Annotated in this window: 18 protein-coding genes; 10 read left to right on the top strand and 8 right to left on the bottom strand. The window is 48.2% G+C overall.

The annotated features are described in order from the left end of the window. Window positions 1-40 precede the first annotated feature (40 nt). The 9 genes from ABMV07_RS07405 to secG all read left to right on the top strand — a co-directional run bounded on the left by ABMV07_RS07405 (window position 41) and on the right by secG (window position 9,675). A complete protein-coding gene (locus ABMV07_RS07405; protein ID WP_088266926.1) occupies window positions 41-601 on the top strand; it encodes a PH domain-containing protein in 561 nt (186 codons plus the stop codon). Between the two features lie 9 nt (window positions 602-610). Further along, window positions 611-2,674, top strand: coding sequence for an excinuclease ABC subunit UvrC (gene uvrC / locus ABMV07_RS07400; RefSeq protein WP_374064482.1), 2,064 nt, complete (start codon window positions 611-613; stop codon window positions 2,672-2,674). A gap of 5 nt (window positions 2,675-2,679) precedes the next feature. After that, window positions 2,680-3,579 (top strand): RNase adapter RapZ, encoded by a 900-nt coding sequence (gene rapZ / locus ABMV07_RS07395; RefSeq protein WP_088266928.1) that lies wholly within the window; start codon window positions 2,680-2,682, stop codon window positions 3,577-3,579. Between the two features lie 15 nt (window positions 3,580-3,594). Then, window positions 3,595-4,569 carry a uridine diphosphate-N-acetylglucosamine-binding protein YvcK gene (gene yvcK / locus ABMV07_RS07390; RefSeq protein ID WP_088266929.1) on the top strand — a complete coding sequence of 325 codons (975 nt, stop codon included), beginning with the start codon at window positions 3,595-3,597 and terminating at the stop codon, window positions 4,567-4,569. Between the two features lie 93 nt (window positions 4,570-4,662). Further along, window positions 4,663-5,649: a DNA-binding protein WhiA gene (gene whiA, locus ABMV07_RS07385; RefSeq protein ID WP_088266930.1), complete on the top strand. Its 987-nt coding sequence runs from the start codon at window positions 4,663-4,665 to the stop codon at window positions 5,647-5,649. Window positions 5,650-6,021: 372 nt separating this feature from the next. Beyond that, window positions 6,022-7,026 (top strand): type I glyceraldehyde-3-phosphate dehydrogenase, encoded by a 1,005-nt coding sequence (gene gap / locus ABMV07_RS07380; protein WP_197691773.1) that lies wholly within the window; start codon window positions 6,022-6,024, stop codon window positions 7,024-7,026. A 130-nt stretch (window positions 7,027-7,156) separates the two neighbouring features. Continuing rightward, window positions 7,157-8,374 carry a phosphoglycerate kinase gene (locus ABMV07_RS07375; RefSeq protein ID WP_374064481.1) on the top strand — a complete coding sequence of 406 codons (1,218 nt, stop codon included), beginning with the start codon at window positions 7,157-7,159 and terminating at the stop codon, window positions 8,372-8,374. Window positions 8,375-8,485: 111 nt separating this feature from the next. Beyond that, window positions 8,486-9,268: a triose-phosphate isomerase gene (tpiA, locus tag ABMV07_RS07370; RefSeq protein WP_088266933.1), complete on the top strand. Its 783-nt coding sequence runs from the start codon at window positions 8,486-8,488 to the stop codon at window positions 9,266-9,268. 173 nt (window positions 9,269-9,441) lie between these two features. Then, entirely contained in the window at window positions 9,442-9,675 is a 234-nt protein-coding gene (gene secG / locus ABMV07_RS07365) for a preprotein translocase subunit SecG (RefSeq protein WP_088266934.1), read from the top strand. A 65-nt stretch (window positions 9,676-9,740) separates the two neighbouring features. Here the strand turns inward: secG and pgl are convergent, their stop codons facing one another. The 5 genes from pgl to tkt form a co-directional block, all read right to left on the bottom strand. Next, the gene (pgl, locus tag ABMV07_RS07360; RefSeq protein ID WP_088266935.1) at window positions 9,741-10,457 is read right to left on the bottom strand and encodes a 6-phosphogluconolactonase; all 717 of its coding nucleotides are present in this window, start codon (window positions 10,455-10,457) and stop codon (window positions 9,741-9,743) included. A 25-nt stretch (window positions 10,458-10,482) separates the two neighbouring features. Next, the gene (locus ABMV07_RS07355; RefSeq protein WP_088266936.1) at window positions 10,483-11,442 is read right to left on the bottom strand and encodes a glucose-6-phosphate dehydrogenase assembly protein OpcA; all 960 of its coding nucleotides are present in this window, start codon (window positions 11,440-11,442) and stop codon (window positions 10,483-10,485) included. Between the two features lie 24 nt (window positions 11,443-11,466). After that, window positions 11,467-13,116 carry a glucose-6-phosphate dehydrogenase gene (zwf, locus tag ABMV07_RS07350; protein WP_088266937.1) on the bottom strand — a complete coding sequence of 550 codons (1,650 nt, stop codon included), beginning with the start codon at window positions 13,114-13,116 and terminating at the stop codon, window positions 11,467-11,469. Between the two features lie 61 nt (window positions 13,117-13,177). Continuing rightward, window positions 13,178-14,260: a transaldolase gene (tal, locus tag ABMV07_RS07345; protein WP_088266938.1), complete on the bottom strand. Its 1,083-nt coding sequence runs from the start codon at window positions 14,258-14,260 to the stop codon at window positions 13,178-13,180. Window positions 14,261-14,385: 125 nt separating this feature from the next. Next, a complete protein-coding gene (gene tkt, locus ABMV07_RS07340; RefSeq protein WP_197691774.1) occupies window positions 14,386-16,488 on the bottom strand; it encodes a transketolase in 2,103 nt (700 codons plus the stop codon). A gap of 361 nt (window positions 16,489-16,849) precedes the next feature. Between tkt and ABMV07_RS07335 the strand changes: the two genes are divergently transcribed. Then, window positions 16,850-17,797, top strand: a complete 948-nt coding sequence (locus tag ABMV07_RS07335; protein ID WP_088266940.1) for a heme o synthase — start codon at window positions 16,850-16,852, stop codon at window positions 17,795-17,797. 117 nt (window positions 17,798-17,914) lie between these two features. Here ABMV07_RS07335 and ABMV07_RS07330 read toward each other — a convergent pair whose 3' ends face one another. From ABMV07_RS07330 to ABMV07_RS07320, 3 genes are all read right to left on the bottom strand, one after another. After that, window positions 17,915-18,853 (bottom strand): COX15/CtaA family protein, encoded by a 939-nt coding sequence (locus ABMV07_RS07330; RefSeq protein WP_088266941.1) that lies wholly within the window; start codon window positions 18,851-18,853, stop codon window positions 17,915-17,917. Between the two features lie 80 nt (window positions 18,854-18,933). Then, the gene (locus tag ABMV07_RS07325) at window positions 18,934-19,731 is read right to left on the bottom strand and encodes an ABC transporter permease (protein WP_088266942.1); all 798 of its coding nucleotides are present in this window, start codon (window positions 19,729-19,731) and stop codon (window positions 18,934-18,936) included. A gap of 2 nt (window positions 19,732-19,733) precedes the next feature. Next, complete coding sequence (locus tag ABMV07_RS07320) at window positions 19,734-20,687, bottom strand: ABC transporter ATP-binding protein (RefSeq protein ID WP_196977851.1); 954 nt, start codon at window positions 20,685-20,687, stop codon at window positions 19,734-19,736. Window positions 20,688-20,696: the final 9 nt, after the last annotated feature.

The following is a 20,696-nucleotide window of genomic DNA, read 5'->3' as shown; positions in this document are numbered from 1 at the left end:
TCCGTATTGAGAAAAATTTCAGTGAATTAGGGTAAAAATTGTGACTGCATCTTCTAGCAACAGCAACGGTGAAAATCCATCTACTCAACGTGCCATTAGGCTTAGCGATGAGGAAATTCAGCAATATGTTGCTTTAGACGCTCCACTTACGACGGGTAAGCCGTGGGACTTAGAAATTAATTCTGCTTATCTGCGGCGATGGGCATGGAGTGGTGCCATTTTTATTTTAGCGATTCACATTTTCTTGGCGGTTGTCGTAGCGATCGGCGACACTGGTACTACAGTGACGCTTATTGATCAATGGGGTTATTTCTTAGTTGGTCTTGTATTTGCGTCAGCATTTTATCTTGCTTTTGCACGGCCACGCGTTCGTGCTAATGAAGATGGGGTAGAAGTTCGAAATTTTGTGGGTACTCGGTTTTACCCTTGGTCCGTTATATACGGTTTGAACTTCCCACAAGGAAGCAAATTTGCCCGCCTTGAGCTGCCAGAATTTGAATATGTCCCGTTGTGGGCCATTCAAGCTGGTGATGGTGCACGATCAATTTCAGCCATTGAAGATTTTCGTATTCTTGAGTCTCGATTTATGCCAGAGGATTAAGCCACAGCAGTGTCTGACCCATCTACATATCGCCCAGCCCCCGGCACCATTCCTACGGAACCGGGGGTCTATAAGTTTCGTGATCCCGAAGGTAGGGTCATTTATGTAGGTAAAGCAATCAACCTACGATCGCGGTTGTCCAATTATTTTCAAGATCTCAGTGTTTTGCATCCGCGCACACGGCAGATGGTAACCACAGCTACCTCAGTAGAATGGACAGTCGTTGCCTCTGAGGTAGAAGCGCTTCAGCTGGAATATACTTGGATTAAAAAATTCGACCCTTATTTCAACGTTAAATATCGCGATGATAAAACGTACCCAGTACTTGCTGTTTCAGTAGGTGAGAGGTTTCCCCGGGCTTATTTTTATCGCGGTCCGCAGCGAAAGGGAGTGCGATATTACGGCCCATATTCGCATGCATGGGCTGTTCGAGAAACTTTGGATTTGCTGACACGAGTTTTCCCCATTCGAACTTGTACCAAAGCCGTATTTAATAGGCATGAGTCATTAGGAAGGCCATGTTTGCTGGGGTATATCGACAAGTGTTCAGCTCCGTGTATTGGTCGAGTGAGCGAATCCGAACATCGAATAATAGTAGATGGATTCTGCTCATTCATGGCGGGTAACACCGATTCGGTCGTGCGGCGCTTATCTAATGAGATGATGTCGGCCTCAGAGGCTCTAGACTTTGAAAAAGCAGCTCGTAAACGTGACGATCTGAATGCTGTTCGTAAAATTACGGAACAACAAGCAGTAGTCCTTGGGGATGGTACTGACGCAGATGTTATTGCAGTTGCTGCTGATGATCTTGACGCTTCAATTCAGTTATTCCACGTGAGAGGTGGCAAGATTCGAGGCCAACGCGGTTGGATCGTTGAGCGTACCGACAATTCTGAAAGTGAATTGGAAGAGCTATTACAATCGTTCCTTATTCGGTTCTATTCCGACGAAGTGGCACATGAAGATCAAGTATCCGATAAAGAACTGACAGTTGTTCGGCGAGGCGTCGATAAGCAGTCCCATGAAAGTGATCTTGCCAATCGTCGTATTAACACCTCGGTGGTTCCTAAAGAGGTGTTAGTACATAAAGCTCCTGCAAATGTTGAGCAAACTGCCGCAGTTTTGCGTAGTTTGCGTCATTCGAATGTGGATGTGCGCGTACCTCAGCGTGGCGACAAACGAGCGTTAGCAGATACAGTTTTTGCCAATGCTCAAGAAGCTTTGCGACAGCATAAAATTAAGCGAGTATCGGATTTAACTACGCGATCCGCTGCCCTACAAGAGATTCATGAGGCTCTTGGCCTAGATGAACCGCCTCTGCGCATTGAATGTACAGATATTTCTCATATTCAAGGAACAGACGTAGTGGCCTCACTTGTGGTTTTTGAAGATGGACTGCCGAAAAAATCGGACTACCGTCGTTACAAAATCAAAGAGGCGGCAGGCGAGGGTAAGTCCAACGATGTTGGGTCTATTGCAGAAGTTGTGCGTCGAAGGTTCGCACGATACAAAAACGATCGCCGCATGGTTCCTCAAGAGGATGAGTTTGACGGCTCGCGATTTGAAGATGAATCGTTGGCGGGAGAAAACACTGTGGCAACGAAACAGAGGTTTGCTTATTCACCTCAATTGTTCATAGTCGATGGTGGAGCGCCCCAAGTAGCTGCAGCACAATATGTGCTCGATGAATTGGGTATTACAGATGTAGCGCTAATCGGAATTGCTAAACGCTTAGAGGAAATATGGTTACCTAGCGAAGAAGACCCGTTGATTCTTCCACGAAATTCTCAGGGATTGTACCTTATTCAGCAGCTGCGTGATGAAGCACATCGATTCGCTATTACATTTCACCGACAACAGCGATCGCAACGGATGCGACGATCTATTCTTGACGATATCAATGGCCTAGGTCCTGCACGTCGAAAAGTTTTAGTAGCGCATTTTGGTTCGGTCAAAAGACTAAAAAAAGCATCGGAATCAGACATTACGATGGTAAAAGGAATTGGTCCTGCGCTTGCACATAGTATTTATGTCGCATTGCACCCAGACTCAGATGACTCCTCAGTACAATAGGCGGTATGAACCTCAACGTGAGAACTGATGTCGAGCCTCGAACCGAAATCCCACCAGTAGTAATTACAGGTCTGTCTGGCGCAGGATTGAGTTCGGCAGCCCGCGTGCTTGAAGATATGGGCTGGTATGTGACTCAAAACATCCCATCGCAATTTGTGGTCCAACTCGTCGAGTTGTGCGCCGATCCACATTCACCAGTCGATAAAATCGCCATCGTTTCAGATGTTCGGTCGAAGGAATTCAGCGGGAGCTTGGAAGAAGTAATTTCGGAGCTTTCCGGACTCGGTTTAAAACCATTGGTCGTATTCATGGATGCGCGAAATGACGTCTTGATCAAGAGATTTGATAATTTGCGACGAACTCACCCTCTTCAGGGAAGCGGCACTTTGCTCGTAGGAATCGAGCGTGAGCGTGAAATTTTGAATCAAATTAAAGAGTCTGCCGATGTTGTCATCGACACCTCAGATCTATCAATTCATGATCTTCGACGTAGCATCGAACTCAACTTCAACGGAATCGCTAATAAGTTACAGCATGTTACGGTGCAATCTTTTGGCTTTAAACACGGTTCTCCACGTGACACAGATTTGCTTATCGACGTTAGGTTCTTACCGAATCCGTTCTGGGTATCTGAACTGCGTCCGTTTAGAGGTACGGACAAGCCTGTGTCTGATTATGTATTAGCAGACGAAGGCGCGCAGAAATTCCTTGACAATTTCACGCGAATGCTACGGGACATGCGCCCCGGTTTTAAACATGAAGGTAAGAACTTTATTACTGTTTCCGTTGGGTGTACTGGTGGACATCATCGATCAGTAGCTATAGCTGAAGAATTAGCGCGTCGTTTGAGAGAGGTACCGGACCTTGATGTCAGCGTTAATCACCGAGATATTGTTAGAAATTAGTGAGGATTGAGTCTCATGGCGAATAAACTAGACACCTCGCAACTTAAAATCGCGAGCATGGGTGGAGGTCACGGCCTATTTCAAACCCTCCGTGCCGTTCGGCAGCTTAATCCTGCAAGTATCGACGCAATCGTAACTGTGGCCGATGACGGTGGTTCATCAGGGCGGATCCGTCGTGAGCTAGGACAGATTCCTCCTGGTGATCTAAGGATGGCCCTTGCAGCTCTCGCTCCTTTTGATGATGAAGGTTTGCAATGGGAAACGCTCCTCCAGCATCGCTTTGGTGGGCATGGGGCACTAGCAGGGCACGCAGTAGGAAACCTTATAATTGCTGGTCTGTGCGATACCTTAGGAAGCGAAATTGCCGCTCTAAACGCAGTAGCAAAAGTGATCAAAGCTGAAGGTCGCGTATTACCAGCATGCGCTGAGCCATTAGAAATTGCGGCAGAGGTATCAGGCTTAGATGATGATCCGCGGATTATGCGAGAAGTCATTGGGCAAGTTGCAGTCGCATCAACGCCAGGTACTGTACGACGTGTCCGTCTTATTCCAGAAAAGCCAGAGGCAACTGAGGAATCGGTTGAAGCTATTGAAAACGCGGACTTGGTAACGTTAGGACCTGGCTCATGGTTCTCAAGCGTGATCCCGCATGTTTTGGTTCCAGGAATTCCTACGGCTTTGGCCACCACTAAAGCTTTGCGGGTAGTAGTGCTTAATTTAAGTCCAGAGCCGGGAGAGACAGCAGGATTTACCGCTGAACGGCATATCCATATCCTGTCTCAACATGCTCAGACGTTGCGAGCAGACGTGATTTTAGTAGACGAGGGATTAATCCCACACAAAGGCGAAAGAGTCCATCTGGAACGAGCTGCAGCGGTGCTTGGAGCACAGATTTCGTATCATGATTTAAGTGAAACTGATCCCAGCGGCCGACGAATTCATCGCCATGATCCCGCAAAATTAGCTGAAGCGTTACGTTTACAGCTTTAGGACGCATACGTGGGCGCGTTAATATAGAGTTTCCGCCCTTAACTTTGCCACATTGCGCACCAGACATTAACTAAAACGTGAAGGAACGGATACGTGGGAGCTCTTTCTGCTCAAGTTAAAGATGAACTGATCAAGGTGTCATCTACAAAACAGAGGTCTCGCATCGCCGAACTTGCTTCGATCATTCGATTTGCTGGGTCTATTGATTCTGTGTTTGGAAAGACTGTAATAGAAATCGAACTAGATAACGAAGCCGTGGCAATTCGTGTTGCGAAAGAAATAGAGGATTTATTTGCTATTTCTGCCAAGTTGGTGGATTTAGGATCGATGGCAACACGTCGGACTCCACGACATGTGGTACGCATTGCCGAGGATGCAGAAACTTTGATTCGTCGAGTTGGGTTAGTAACTCGTAGCGGCCACGCGGTAGTAGGGCTACCGCCTCAGATCATATCTGGATCAATTTCTGATGCTGAGGCTGCGTGGCGTGGTGCTTTCTTGGCTGCAGGCCAGCTTTCTGACCCAGGTAGGACTTCAGGTTTGGAAGTTGCATGTCCTTGCCAAGAAGCATCTTTAGCTTTGGTTGGATGTGCTCGCAGATTGGGCCTGTCGGCTAAACCCAAAGAGACTCGTGGGGTAGAAAAAGTTGTCATTCGAGATGGTGAAGCAGTTGGGGCATTGCTATCTCGAATGGGAGCGCATAAAACGCGACTTGTGTGGGATCAAAAACGAGCACGAAGAGAAGCGCGACCTTTAGGAAACCGATTAGCTAATTTTGATGACGCAAACCTGCGTAGATCAGCGCGAGCGGCGGTAGCTGCGGCAGCGCGTGTGGAACGAGCTATGACAATTCTTGGTGATGATGTTCCCGACCACTTGGCCCAAGCTGGCCAATTGCGTGTACAACATCGGCAGGCTTCCTTGGAAGAGCTTGGCCGATTAGCGGATCCCCAGATGACCAAAGACGCTGTAGCAGGAAGGATTCGCAGATTGCTGCATATGGCAGATAAAAAGGCTTCTGACATGGGAATTCCTGATACATCAGTAGTCGTAACTGAGGAACTTCTGGACGACTTCTAAAACATTAAAAAGCCGATGTGATAACCTTCACATCGGCTTTTTAATGTGGCAAAGGGTGGGCGTAGGCCATGGTTCGTGATGTGAACTCTACGCCTCCAAAACGGGGTGAATTATCAACAAATCGCCAGTCATAAACGGACATAAAGCAAAATTAAGCAACATTTGCTCGGTTATACACCCCCAGATTTGGTTCTTCTCGTTATAGAAGGTCATTACATGCGGACAAAAAACTTCTGCAAGTCTGACCGGATATAGGTACACTTTGAAAACGAAGGGACACCGGAACGAAACAGTCCCGATCGGACAAGATCGGAAAGAATGTTTCGCATTCGGCTTCCAAAAACAATCACTCAAATGTGAGGAGATATTAAAGTGACGATTCGCGTAGGTATCAATGGTTTTGGCCGTATTGGTCGTAACTTCTACCGTGCAATTGCTGAGCGCGGTGCCGACATCGAGGTTGTTGCAATCAACGACCTGACTGATAACCACACTCTTTCACACCTATTGAAGTATGACTCCATCCTTGGTCGTTTGGGCAAGGAAGTCAGCTACGATGATGACTCCATCACCGTCGATAACCATCGCATGGTTGTCACCGCTGAGCGCGATCCTATGAACCTTAAATGGGGCGAGCTGAACGTTGACATCGTTGTCGAGTCGACTGGCTTCTTCACTGACGCCCATGCTGCGAAGGCTCATATTGAGGCTGGTGCAAAGAAGGTCATCATTTCTGCACCTGCAAAGAACGAGGATGCAACCTTCGTTGTTGGTGTTAACCACACCGACTACGATCCCGCTAAGCACAACATCATCTCTAACGCATCTTGCACGACCAACTGCTTGGCTCCAATGGCTAAGGTATTGGACGAGAAGTTCGGTATCGTCAAGGGCTTGATGACCACCATCCACGCTTACACTGGTGATCAGCGTCTCCACGATGCGCCACACCGTGATCTTCGCCGTGCACGTGCCGCAGCTCAGAACATTGTTCCTACTTCCACTGGCGCGGCTAAGGCAGTAGCCTTGGTTCTTCCAGAACTGAAGGGGAAGCTCGACGGTTTCGCAATGCGTGTTCCAGTTATCACTGGTTCTGCAACGGATTTGACCTTCGAAACCACAAAGGAAGTTTCCGCAGAAGAAATTAATGCGGCAATGAAGGAAGCAGCCGAAGGTGAGCTCAAGGGTGTCTTGGCTTACACTGAGGATCCGATTGTATCCACCGATATCGTCACCGACGCTCACGCATCGATCTTCGATGCAGGCCTAACCAAGGTTATTGGCAACCAAGTTAAAGTTGTTTCTTGGTACGACAACGAGTGGGGTTACTCCAACCAGCTCGTGTCTCTGACCGAATACGTCGGTGAGCGACTCTAATTAGAGATCGTAAAGTGCTAATAAAAAGGCGCTAACCCTGCGGCCCGGGGTGTACCTCGAGGTACACCCCGGGCCGCGGTGCTTATATTCTTCGCATTACCGAACAACTGACCACGGAATAGGTTTTGTTATGGCTATTAAAACTCTTAAAGATCTCTTGGCAGAAGGCGTTGAAGGACGCCACGTGCTTGTTCGTTCAGATTTCAATATACCGCTGAACGATAATCGTGAAATTACTGATGCTGGACGTATTACCGCCTCGCTCCCAACGATCAAAGCATTGGTTGACAACGGTGCTCGAGTAATCTTGATGGCACACTTGGGCCGCCCCAAGGGAAAAGTAAATGAAAAATTCTCACTGGCTCCTGTATCGGAGGCATTGTCTGAAGCCCTCGGACAGTATGTCGCACTCGCAGGCGACGTAATTGGTGAAGATGCTCATGAACGCGCGAACGGTCTCAATGACGGTGACGTTCTGCTCCTCGAAAACGTTCGCTTTGACCCACGCGAGACCTCGAAGGTAGAAGCTGAGCGTGGCGAATTTGCGGATCAGCTTGTTGCACTCACCGCTGAAAATGGTGCTTTCGTATCCGATGGCTTTGGTGTTGTCCACCGAGCTCAGGCATCAGTATTTGATGTTGCACAGAGATTGCCACATTATGCGGGAACGCTCGTGGAAAAAGAGCTAGAAGTTCTTGGAAACAAGGTTGCCTCTGCTCCAGAACGTCCTTATGCGGTTGTTCTAGGTGGCGCAAAAGTGTCTGACAAGCTTGGCGTGATCGAAGCGCTAGCAACAAAGGCTGACAAACTTATTATTGGTGGCGGAATGTGCTACACCTTCTTGGCGGCCAAAGGTATCAACGTGCAAAAGTCGCTATTGCAAGAAGAACAAATCAACAAGTGCAAAGAGCTTCTAGAAGCATACGCTGATAAGATCGTTCTTCCAGTTGATCTGGTAGTAGCTACAGAGTTCGCCAGCGATGCAGAAAATAAGATCGTTGCAATTGACGAAATCCCTGAAGGCTGGATGTCTCTTGATGTCGGACCTAAAACTGTTGAGAAGTTTGCTGAGGTTCTAGCGACATCAAAGACCGTATTCTGGAATGGGCCTATGGGCGTTTTTGAGTTTGAAAACTTCTCAGCCGGTACCCGTGGCGTAGCAGAAGCTATTATCGCAGCTACGGCTAATGGTGCATTCTCTGTTGTCGGAGGTGGCGATTCGGCTGCTGCTGTTCGACTTCTTGGTCTAGACGAGGATGGATTCAGCCATATCTCTACTGGTGGCGGAGCATCACTTGAACTCCTCGAAGGCAAAAACCTTCCTGGCGTTTCGGTGCTCGAAAGCTAAAAAACCTAAAGGGGTAGGCGCGAAAATTCTTTGATACAAGGAGTATTTGCACCTACCTTTTCATTTTGGTTGTTTGCTAAAACGACCTATTAAAAGGAAGGAAATTCCATCATGGCACGTACTCCACTTATCGCAGGAAACTGGAAGATGAATCTTGATCATCTTCAAGCTGTTGCAACTGTGCAAAAACTTGCTTTTGCACTTCCAAAGGAATACTACGAAAAAGTCGACGTAGCTGTCACCGTACCTTTTACTGATCTTCGCTCTGTTCAAACACTTATCGAAGGCGATAAGCTCGCTATTACTTATGGTGCTCAAGATGTTTCGCAGCACGAGGCTGGTGCCTACACTGGTGAAATCTCTGCCCAGATGCTTGCCAAACTTGGATGTACTTGGGTTGTTGTTGGACACTCAGAGCGTCGTGAGTACCATGGCGAATCTTCGGAGCTGGTTGCAGCCAAAGCTAAAGCTGCGTTGAGTCAGGGAATTAGCCCCATCGTATGTGTTGGAGAGCCCCTTGAAATTCGTGAAGCTGGAACACACGTGGAATATGTCGTCGAACAGACTCGCGCATCGTTGGCGGGTCTTGCCGCAGATGATTTGGCAAAGACTGTTATCGCCTACGAACCCGTATGGGCTATTGGTACGGGTAAGGTAGCGTCCGCTGCCGATGCACAGGAAGTCTGCGCAGCAATTCGTAATCTCATTATTGAGCTTGCTGGTAAAGAGATTGCTGATGGCCTCCGCATTCTTTATGGCGGATCAGTTAAAGCAGAAACAGTAGCCGAAATCGTAGGTCAATCAGATGTTGATGGCGGCCTAGTGGGTGGCGCTTCTCTCGACGGTGAAGCATTCGCCAAACTAGCAGCTAATGCAGCAACTGTTGTCGACTAGTTAGTTGCAGTCAATTTGAGTGGCTCCGTGTTGTGCCTTGCAGCCCGCGGAGCCATATTGTTATAATATTGCGACATTTAATATATAGTTACTTGAGATTTAATAAGGTTCGTAGTCGAGTAGTACTGTGCACTAACCATTGTGAATAGTGATCGGCATTTATAAGGAATGACATGGCTTTAGCTCTAGAAATCATCTTGGTAGTGGCAAGCGTTATCATGACGCTTTTTGTTCTGCTTCACCGTGGTAAGGGCGGCGGATTGTCAAGCCTTTTTGGTGGAGGCGTACAGTCTAATCTTTCAGGTTCTACCGTCGTAGAGAAGAACCTAGATCGCGTCACCATCTTTACGGGCTTGATCTGGATTGCTTGCATTGTTGCGTTGAACCTCATTCAGGCATATAAATAAAACCAAAATGTGGGGGCGGAGAGCTGTATTTTAGCTCTCCGCCCCCACATTTTGGTTTTACATGACTAAAGAAGCTGTGCGGCCGAATTATCGAGTATAAGTAACGTTTCTTTGGTGCCGTGAACGCCTGCAGCAGGCCATTGGTCGGCTGGAGAAGCAGCAACGACGTGCTGTGCTGCTTCAGCTTTTTCTGCACCGGCAACGAGTAGCCACACACGTGCAGAAGAATTTACAGCAGGAAGCGTGAGCGACACACGCTGTGCTGGTGACTTTGGAGAGTCGGTAACCACAGTGACTAGGTGTACGTCTTCTTTAATAGCCGATGAATCGGGGAACAACGAATTGATGTGTCCTTCGCCGCCCATTCCTAATAAATGGAGGTCAAATCCTCGCGGTGCATATTCATTGATGCATTTGGTATATGCTGAGGCGGCAGTAACCATCTCGCCACCATTGAGATGGAAACTATGGATGTTTGATGATGGAATGGCAATTTGATTGAGCAGCACATCGCGTGCTTGCCCCTCATTCGAATCCGGATGTGTCACTGGCACGTTTCGTTCATCACCGAAGAACACATGTATTTTTGACCAATCAATTGAACTATGGGATAGCTCCTTAAGTAAGCCAATACCTGCACCGCCACCGGTGAGGACTATACGAGCTACGCCATCGCCATGTACTCCGCCGTTTGAAAACACGTCATCGATAACCTGAAGGAATCTGCGATGGGCTTCGTTAATAACTGCGTCGAGGTCTGATACTCGAATAACATCAACCATAAAAGTGTCTCATCTTTCGAAAGAATTATTGCGTAGGGTAGCACACTCTACTCAAACCGCGAAGTGCGCGAGCATAAGCGATATCGGGGTCTAGATGGCGCAATTCTTCTGCCAAACAATCAGCTTGACTACGTCGTGTCACTGCAACGTGTGCTGTCGAACGGCCGGGGATACTAACCGAAAGTGTTTGGTCATCGTCAAGGGCTTCGATGACGACGCAACCAGAAGGGCGCTCTAATTCGATTCGCTTAACCGGTATTTTTGCTAATCCTGCATCATCAAATGCTGCTGAACCGGAACCATAATTATGGCGTTCGACAGAGATTCCGAGCCGCTCACATAGCCAGCCTGCAGCGAGGTCTACACTGGGGCAGTCGGATTCGCCATAGACTCGAACATCTTGAACCATTTCGTATGGAGCTTGATCCAAGCTTGAAGCGAGAACTCCGCGCCAAGGAGTTAATCGTGCCCATGAAAAATCGGAATCGCCAGGAGCATAGTGATTGCGGCGGTTATACAAAGCATCTACTGGTGGATCAAAGTGTGAATCTGTAATACGACGTTGTGCGATCTTACCGATGAGATCCTCAGCTGGATTGATAGGTGCGGATGACGGCCACCATGCCACGATAGGGGTGTCAGGGAGTAGCAGCGGAGTCACGACATGCACAAGGTGTTTAGCAACACGCCCTGCTAATTTAATGAGAATCATCTCAGATGCGCCGGCATCGCCACCAATTCGTACCTCTGCATCAACTTGGGATTCACCTTCGTGTGAGCCAGCGACCAAGATGATTACGCGTGAGGGATGCTCTTGAGAGGCTTCATTAGTCGCTCGAATAATGCCTTCGACATCGCTAGTATCCCGGACTACAACGATGAGAGTAAGGACTCGGCTGGTGGTTACCTGACCTCCGGTGTCACGAATTTTCACCAGTGTCTTGGCGATTTCCTGTGTAGTGGTATTTGGCAGTGTAAAAATCACAGCGTATCTCAGCTTCCTCGCTCGTTAAGGTCGTCGCCAAGCGCGACCTTCGCGCTCCAGCATCTTGTCTGCGCCAGCCGGGCCCCAAGTGCCAGCGGGGTATTCTTCTGGTTGTCCACGATCAGACCAGAAGCTCAATATTGGATCTAGGATCTGCCAGCTAAGCTCAACTTCTTCATTTGTTGGGAAGAGGCTTGCTTCGTCGAGAAGGGCATCGAGAATAAGTCGTTCGTAGGCCTCCGGTGATTCTTCAGTAAAAGCCTCTGAGTACGAGAAGTCCATGTTGACATCACGTACTTCCATTGTGTTACCAGGAACCTTAGAGCCAAAACGCATCAGCATACCTTCATCAGGCTGGACTCGGATCACTACTACGTTGCGGCCTTGGGAATGGCGACTACCTTCGCTAAAAGGCTGATGCGGTGCATCCTTGAACACTAGGGCGATTTCAGTCACCCTACGTCCTAAACGCTTGCCAGTTCGGAGGTAAAAGGGAACTCCAGCCCAACGACGTGAATTTATCTCGAGTGTGCAGGCAGCATAAGTTTCCGTTCCGGAATTAGGGTCAAATCCGTCTTCTTCTCGCAGACCTTTGACAAGCTCGGAACCCTGCCAACCGCGAGAGTATTGTCCGCGGGCTGTCGTCTTAGTAAAAGGCTCTACTGGGCGAGTGGCACGAAGAACTTTGATTTTTTCAGCCTGAAGCTCTTGTGGGGTAAATGCCACAGGTTCCTCCATAGCCACCAGCGCCAACAGCTGAATAAGGTGGTTCTGGATAACGTCTCTAGCAGCGCCGATTCCATCGTAATAACCAGCGCGACCGCCCAAGCCGATATCTTCCGCCATGGTGATTTGAACATGGTCAACATAGTGAGAATTCCAAAGCGGATCAAAGAGCTGGTTTGCAAAGCGCAGTGCCATAATATTTTGCACTGTCTCTTTACCCAAATAGTGGTCGATACGAAATACTGACTTTTCAGGGAACACTGAATTGATCAGGTTATTCAGTTGACGTGCTGATTCTTGATCATGCCCAAAAGGCTTTTCCACAATAACGCGACGCCAAGAATTGCCCTCGGCTGTAGCCATACCTGAACGCTGAAGTTGATGGCAAACATCCGAAAAATAATCTGGTGGAACAGAAAGATAATAGGCCCAGTTACCGGCAGTTCCACGGGTCTGATCAAGATCCGCTAAAAGTGATGCCAAACTATCAAATGCTGCATCATCATCGAAATTGCCCTGAACGAAGTGCATACCTTCTGCAAGTCGTGCCCAAACATTTTCACGGAAATCGGTACGGGCACCAGCAACAACTGCTTGTTTGACGTAATCTTCAAAGTCGGCTTTCGACCAGCCTCGTCGACCGTAGCCGACAAGGCTGAAACCGGCAGGCAATAGACCTCTGTGCGCGAGATCATAAATCGCAGGCAGCAGCTTTTTCCGAGCGAGATCACCAGTTACACCAAAAATAACCATCCCGCACGGGCCCGCGATGCGGGGGAGGCGTTTGTCCTCAGCATCCCTTAGGGGGTTGACCCATTTGCTTGACGTTCTACTACACGAATTCTCATGTGTATCAGAATGGGAAAAATCAACACCGCCGAAAGCAAGTTCAGCATTGTTACCTTCCACGGTGTCTCCGTTAGCCACTGGTTTACTCACGTTGGGCAAGTTTACCCTCTCGATGGTGGTTCTCAGAACCCAACGCGATTATTTTTGAGCTGAAGCCGTATTACTTCAAACGAGATTCCATCGAATCAAGAAGTTCGCTCCATGCCGCTACGAACTTATCGACGCCCTCTTGCTCCAGCACATCGAACACATCTTCAAAATCAATGCCTGCTTGGGAAATACTTGTAAATATTTCATCTGCCGAATCGCTGCTGGAACTAAGCGTGTCACCATGAATATCATCTGCGGCTAACACAGCGTCGATTGTCGGCTCCGGCATCGTATTGACCGTGTCTGGGCCAGCGAGTTCAGACACATAGAGCGTAGGAGAATAATCTGGGTTTTTTACACCAGTGGAAGCCCACAAAGGACGTTGAACATGGGCACCGGCAGGTAGATCAGCATTTTGGAATGCTTCTAGGAATACAGCATAAGCGCGTTGGGCATTCGCTACACCTGCTTTCCCGCGTAGGGAAAGTGCTTCATCACTACCAATTTTCTCCAGACGTTTGTCTACTTCGGTGTCCAAACGCGACACAAAGAACGATGCAACTGAATGAATTTGAGATACGTCAAGCCCGTTTTCCGCTGCTTTTTTAATTCCTTCGATATATGCAGCGATGACTTCACGGTAGCGTGCTACAGAAAAAATAAGGGTTACGTTAACACTTATTCCTTCTGCTAGAGCATCGGTGATTGCTGGCAATGATCCTCGGGTTGCCGGAATCTTGACCATGACATTCGGGCGATCTACTTTGTTCCACAATTCACGTGCTTGGGCGATCGTGGCATCTCGATCTTCGGAGATTCGAGGATCGACTTCAATACTTACGCGGCCATCTTTGCCTTTGGATTCGGCGTAGACTTCAGAAAATACGTCACAAGCTGCGCGCACATCGTCGATACTCATGGCGTAAACAGCGGAATTTGCATCGGCTTGAGCTGTCTTTAACTTCTCAATTTGGGAATCATATGCAGTTCCTTTGCTCATAGCAGCTGCAAAGATTGTTGGGTTCGTCGTAACGCCAACGATCGATTTGCTCTTGATAAGTTCGGCGAGGTTACCGGATTGAAGACGATCACGAGATAAATCATCAAGCCAGGTGGAAGTGCCCACATTTTTGAGTTGGTCAATTGCGGTCATTATAAAACCTTTTCAGTCGAATATTGATGGTTGTGATTTCCTAAAGAACAACAAAAGCAGGTTAGTGGTGCAGCAACATAAGCGGACCAACAACCTGCGTTTGCAGCATGGAGAAAATCGCGTTTTTATTGCTGAGTAGCCGCAAGTGATTCGCGGGCCGCAGCAATAACTGCTTCAGTGGTTATGCCAAATTCACTGAAGAGCTTCTCATACGGAGCAGATGCGCCGAAGTGCTCGAGGGACACGGCCCGACCATGGGTACCCAGATGGCGATACCAAGACAAGGCGACACCCGCTTCCACCGATACGCGAGCGCTAACAGCCTGCGGAAGTATCTCTTCTTGATAAGCGGCGTCTTGTTCCTCGAACCAATCTAAGCAAGGCACAGATACGACTCGAGTTGCAATCTTTTCTGCTTCCAAAGTTTCAGCCGCTTCGACTGCAAGCTGTACTTCGGAACCTGAAGCCATCAAAATAACGTCAGGAGTTTTCTTAGTTCCTTCAACGAGTACATATGCACCTCGTGAGACACCATCCCGTGCTTTTTCTTTTGTTCCTTCGAGAACAGGGACGTTTTGACGAGTGAGGGCTAGACCTTTAGGACCTTCCTTATACAGGAGTGCCGCACGCCAAGCCGCAGCAGTTTCGTTAGCATCAGCAGGACGAAGCATAGAAACGCCAGGAATAGCGCGTAGCGATGCAAGCTGCTCGACAGGCTGGTGAGTAGGACCGTCTTCGCCTAATCCAATGGAATCATGTGTCCAAACGTAATAAGCGTCGGTTCCCATCAAAGCAGCCAGACGAACAGCAGGGCGCATGTAATCCGAGAAAACTAAGAAGGTTCCGCCATAAGGACGGGTTCCACCGTGGAGAGAAATACCATTGATAATTGCTCCCATGGCATGTTCGCGGATGCCGAAATGGAGATTACGTCCACCTGGCTCAGCAGTCCACGTAGATGTGGAAATCGTAGATGGACCGAACGAAGAGGAACCCTTAATAAAGGTGTTATTCGAGCCTGCTAAATCTGCAGAACCGCCCCATAGCTCAGGAAGAGTCTCGCCGAGTGCCTGTAAAGTAGCTTCAGAGGCTTTTCGGGTTGCGACGCCCTTGCCATCGGGCTCCCACGAAGGTAGATCAGCATCGAAGCCATCCGGAAGTTCGCGGGAAGCCATTCGATCAAAGAGGGCTTTATTTTCGGGGTTTTTCTCTGCCCAAGATTCAAAAAGTTCACGCCACTCAGTATGTCGTTGAGCGCCTCGCTCTAGAAGCTTTCGAGTATGAGAAATAACCTCTGGAGCAACCGCGAAGGATTCCTCAGGATTAAAACCAAGGGCTTTCTTGGTTCCGGCGACTTCATCTGCACCAAGGGCAGCACCATGCACAGCGCCGGTATTCATCTTTGTAGGAGCAGGATAGCCAATGACGGTACGCACGCGAATGAAAGTAGGGCGAGAAGTATCGGCTTTAGCTTCTGCGACTGCCTTTTCAATCGCTTTAACGTTTTCGCCACCGTCGATTTCGATTACTTGCCAGTTATAAGCACGGTAACGATCGACAACCTTCTCATTGAATGCAATCTCAGTATCTTCTTCGATCGAGATTCGGTTGTCGTCCCAGAAAACGATGAGATTTCCAAGCTTTTGAGTTCCGGCAAGTGAACATGCCTCCGCAGTGACACCTTCCTGAAGGTCGCCATCAGAAGCAATGACATAAATATAGTGATCGAATGGAGATGCACCTTCTGCCGCAGTGGGATCGAACAGCGCACGTTCACGTCGTGAAGCTATCGCCATGCCGACAGCAGATGCCAAGCCTTGACCCAATGGTCCAGTTGTGATCTCAACACCTTTAGTATGGCGATATTCTGGGTGGCCAGGAGTTAACGCACCCAAAGTACGCAGGGCTTTGAGGTCTTCAAGTTCGAGGCCGTAACCACCGAAGTAAAGCTGGATGTATTGCGTAAGAGAAGTATGCCCGCATGACAACACAAAACGATCGCGACCAGCCCAATGAGGATCCGCAGGATCGACATTCATGACACGTTGAAAAAGAGTGTAAGCCAGAGGTGCCAAGCTCATTGCAGTGCCGGGGTGGCCCGAACCGCAGTTCTGGACTGCATCGGCAGCGAGTACACGTGCCGTGTCAACTGCCTGAGTATCGAGGTCGTCCCAGTCGCTAGGGTAGTGACGGGAAGTAAGAGCCTGAAGCTCCGGAGATAAAGTCACTGTTTGCCATCCTTGTGTTGCGAATATTGTGAAATTTCAATCCAAATGACGGATCAAAAAAGTTACAGTTGCCACCTTAGTAGGATTCGTGGCAGTTATGGGGTCTGAGAAAAAATTTTTAGGCATGTTGCTTTTTGAACCTCTCCGTTGACCGACAAAGGGCCTCCGAACTAGGTGGGAATACATCAATTATTTAAGCGGTACGGTACGGTTGAATGTTCAGTGCCGGTACAATGATTTCGCATGCTGGGCGATAGTATAAAACGCTATTCACGCATTGCTAAGGCCGTAGTGCTTTGTGAATGGCATGGCCAGTTAACATTGACAGGCCGGCTGTAGTTTACGCACTTAACTTTTGAACATGTTGGAGGAAACCTTGGAGACAATCAAGGCCTATATAGCGTTGACAAAGCCTAGGGTCATTGAGCTCCTATTGGTAGCAACTATTCCGGCGATGCTTCAAGCAGAACGCGGAGAAAACAACATTGGGCTGATATTGCTTACGTTGTTGGGCGGTTGGATGGGAGCCGCAGCTGCCAACACATTCAACATGGTTGCTGACTCGGATATCGACCAGAAGATGGGACGTACGCGAGCTCGTCCACTAGTACGTAACAAAGTTTCTAATCGTCACGCTTCAGTGTTTGCTTGGACTCTCACTGTAGTAAGTTTTTTATGGCTATGGGTGTTATGCCGATCTGTACTCGCGGGATTATTCATCCTCCTTACGATCTTCTTTTATATTTTTGTCTACACAAAATATCTTAAGAGAAAAACCCATCTCAACATCGTTTGGGGCGGTGCAGCAGGTTGTATGCCCGTAGTCGTCGGGTGGGCAGTGATTACCGATAATCTTCCAGCAGATACACCAGCACAATGGTGGCAGGCGATTGTGCTTTTCATGGTGATCTTCTTCTGGACACCTCCACACACATGGGCATTAGCCATGAAGTACAAAGATGATTACGCACGTGCAGGTGTTCCGATGCTCCCCGTGGTTCGTACTCCCGTGGAAGTAACTCGCCAAATTGTGTGGTACACCGTTGCAACGGTACTCACCACGTTTCTTCTTATTCCTGCTGCCTCATGGATTTACGCAGTCATCGCTGTCGTGTCGGGTGTGTGGTTCTTAGTTATGGCTGTCAGGCTACATAACGGGATTAAAAATGGTGGTGAAGTCAAGCCTTTGAAACTATTCATCCTTTCCAATAATTACTTGGCTGTCTACTTTGTCGGATTGTCGATTGATGCAGTTCTAGGCTGGGAAACAATCGGCGGTCACCTTGGTTGGACGACCATGTTCTTTTAAATACGAATCAATTTAAATACTTTGGACAAAGTAAAAAGCCTCATGATGATTTATGGAACATCATGAGGCTTTAATTGTATGCGGGTTTCGACCTGTGAATTAGATCCGCAAATAGATCTATACGCTCACACGTTGCTTGCCCTCTGCCCACAAGAATGCGCAGAACGCGACCACAACAGAGCACATTCCAATATGGACAGGAACAGTCCAACGTGGGACTCCGAGGCGGTATTGAATGACACCAATAAGTGCTTGAATGATAATCATGAGGATAAGCATCCAGCCCACATTTTGGGCTCGCTTAGGAGCCATTTGAAGTGCTAATCCAACAACAAGCAGAAGCGTAAGTGCTAAGTAGACATACATTGACCAAGCATGAACATGGGCCATCCAATCGATATCGACGTTTAAACGGCCTTCCATGCCGACACCTGAATCGCCGGAATGCACGCCTGCGCCGGTAGTCATAGTTCCAGTAACCAAAACCAGGGAAAGCAAAAAGGCACTAAAGGCGGCCAAAATTCTTAACGAACCGGCGAATGGATAAACCACTTCGCCGTCGTCAGGTTCTGCAAGCCGTATATAGAGAATAGCTGCCATCCACACAAGGAAGACAGAGGGGAGAAAGTGCACGGCAACTGCCCACCAGCGTAGGTCCAAATGGACTGAAATACCGCCGATTACAGCTTGGACAACGATGCCTAAACACTGAATCCAAGCATTAATTTTGATTTCTTTACGGCGTCCGGTGGAATAAACTGCAACAAAAACGGAAACAGCAATGCCCACGAGGACAAAGGTGAGCAGTCGGTTTCCAAACTCAATTGCTTGATGGACCCAAGGTGCAGCTCCTTGGACGGGCACTAGGGATCCTTCATGGCAGTTAGGCCACGTGTTACATCCCAAACCGGAACCCGTTACACGAACAATAGAACCGGTTATGGTGATGCCACCTTGAGCAAAAAGCAACGCCATGGCTAATCGACGTTGTGTAGAAATTGTGGGTGCAAATTTTCTCGGTTGAGATATATGCGATCGAAGATCTGGGGTAGTCACAAAGCCAGATTGTACTCAGAGTTGTTTAAACATGCGGTACCGCCAGATCCAGAAAGGTAGTGGCTTATACCACTAGCATATTAGCTATTAAATTTGAACCATCGAGTAGCGCCCAAGGCCCCTAGAGCAAGCCAGAATAATAAGATGACACATTCCTTGATTGGAACAATGCCTGCGAATGCTAAGGACATACCTTTACCTGCTGCAACTGATGGGACAATGGACATCCAAGTGGATGATTCAGAACCGTTTCTAAATACAACAAACGACACGATGCCAATTAAGCCGAACCAAATGAGATTTGCCAATCCCAGAACTAGTTCGGATGAAAGCGTTCCGCCCATCAGCAGACCGAGGGCAGTAAAAGCTGCGACTCCGAGGAAGAACACTGCCATTCCGTAGAAATAGGCGCTAGGGGTTACACGCCACCCTAAAGCGAAGGCTACGCAAGAGATCGCTAAGACTTGGAGAATACTGACTGTTAAGACTCCAATAACTTTGCCCAGGACTATCGTCCATGAAGGGACCCCGCTGGCACCAACTCGCTGGAGTGCGCCATAACGACGATCGAATGCTAGCGAAATTGCTTGTCCTGTGAAACCCGAACTTAGAGACGCCATCGTGAGCATGACTGGGAGAGTCATAAGCAGGGGAGTAGGTTCGTCCACAATACGTAACAACGAGATCGCGACAATGCTAATAACAGGAATGACAAAGCTTAATAATATTTGTTCGCCATGTCGAAGAAAGAGCTTCGCTTCAATACGTCCTTGGGACGTGACCATTTTCAGTATTGATGCTTGAACAGGATGCGGCTCGAAAATTCCAGCTGGGAAGCGGGACACCGTGCTTTGAAAAGGCTCATTAAGTTCGGGCATCGTTAGCTCCTTAGCTCGTTTCCTGTAATAGATAGGAAGATATCCTCAAGATTTTGAGTATCTGTTGTCCAAGAGGTTATAAGCACTTTTTTTTGTCGTGCCACTCTGGCTAATTCAGAAAGTGCACCTGTGAGATCAGCAGAAGCAACTCGGTAGCGTAGCGGGCGTAACTCTGAAATCGCTAGATTTGGAATAGTTGCGATAATTTTAGAGATTTCCAGCGGTGCTGCAGTAGTCATTACTGCAGTCTGTTGCCCTGGAGCAGAAGTAAGGAGCTCTTGCGTTGTGCCCGAAGTAATAATTTTGCCTCGATCGATAATTGCAACTCGATCGGCGAGCGCTTGAGCTTCGTCTATTAGGTGCGTCGTAAGGATAACGGTTACACCATCGCGCTTTAACGATGAAATTAGATCCCATACGACGAGACGAGACTGCGCATCTAAACCGGCAGTAGGTTCATCGAGGAACACCATTCGGGGACGCCCAATAATCGCGAGAGCTAGTGATAGTCGCTGTTGTTGACCACCCGATAAGCGTCGATATGTAGTTTTCCGGACTCCTTGAAGTCCTAACACATCTAACAACCATTCAGGATCTAATGGATTTTCACTATACGAGGCCGCCAGATCTAACACTTCTGATACTCGAATACCAGAATAAGAACCGCCGCTCTGGAGCATAATTCCGATTTGCTGGCGAACTGCATCACCTTCAGTGGCGGGATTCATACCGAGAATTGTGACGCTGCCTGAACTTGGTTTAATGAAGCCTTCACACATTTGGATCGTTGTCGATTTTCCTGCTCCGTTGGGCCCAAGAAGAGCAAAGACTTCTCCTTGGTAAACCGACAGGGAAATACCCGCAACGGCTTGCTTCTCTCCAAAAGATTTCACCAAATTTGTTAGTGATAACACTGGTGAATTGCTTGAGTCGTGCGTTGATCCTAACTTAGTCACGAAAAGTCA

The organism is Corynebacterium belfantii, from assembly GCF_041898185.1.
Taxonomy (GTDB): domain Bacteria; phylum Actinomycetota; class Actinomycetes; order Mycobacteriales; family Mycobacteriaceae; genus Corynebacterium; species Corynebacterium belfantii.
Note: the sequence above shows the minus strand (reverse complement) of the source record. Positions and strands in the feature narration are given on the sequence as shown.

Bases quoted from the DNA above. Each gene is read 5' to 3' on its own strand.
- tal (WP_088266938.1), bottom strand. From the start codon at position 14,260: ATGACCGCAATTGACCAACTCAAAAATGTGGGCACTTCCACCTGGCTT.
- ABMV07_RS07335 (WP_088266940.1), top strand. From the start codon at position 16,850: ATGTTGGAGGAAACCTTGGAGACAATCAAGGCCTATATAGCGTTGACA.
- tpiA (WP_088266933.1), top strand. From the start codon at position 8,486: ATGGCACGTACTCCACTTATCGCAGGAAACTGGAAGATGAATCTTGAT.
- secG (WP_088266934.1), top strand. From the start codon at position 9,442: ATGGCTTTAGCTCTAGAAATCATCTTGGTAGTGGCAAGCGTTATCATG.
- yvcK (WP_088266929.1), top strand. From the start codon at position 3,595: ATGGCGAATAAACTAGACACCTCGCAACTTAAAATCGCGAGCATGGGT.
- ABMV07_RS07325 (WP_088266942.1), bottom strand. From the start codon at position 19,731: ATGCCCGAACTTAATGAGCCTTTTCAAAGCACGGTGTCCCGCTTCCCA.
- ABMV07_RS07375 (WP_374064481.1), top strand. From the start codon at position 7,157: ATGGCTATTAAAACTCTTAAAGATCTCTTGGCAGAAGGCGTTGAAGGA.
- rapZ (WP_088266928.1), top strand. From the start codon at position 2,680: ATGAACCTCAACGTGAGAACTGATGTCGAGCCTCGAACCGAAATCCCA.
- pgl (WP_088266935.1), bottom strand. From the start codon at position 10,457: ATGGTTGATGTTATTCGAGTATCAGACCTCGACGCAGTTATTAACGAA.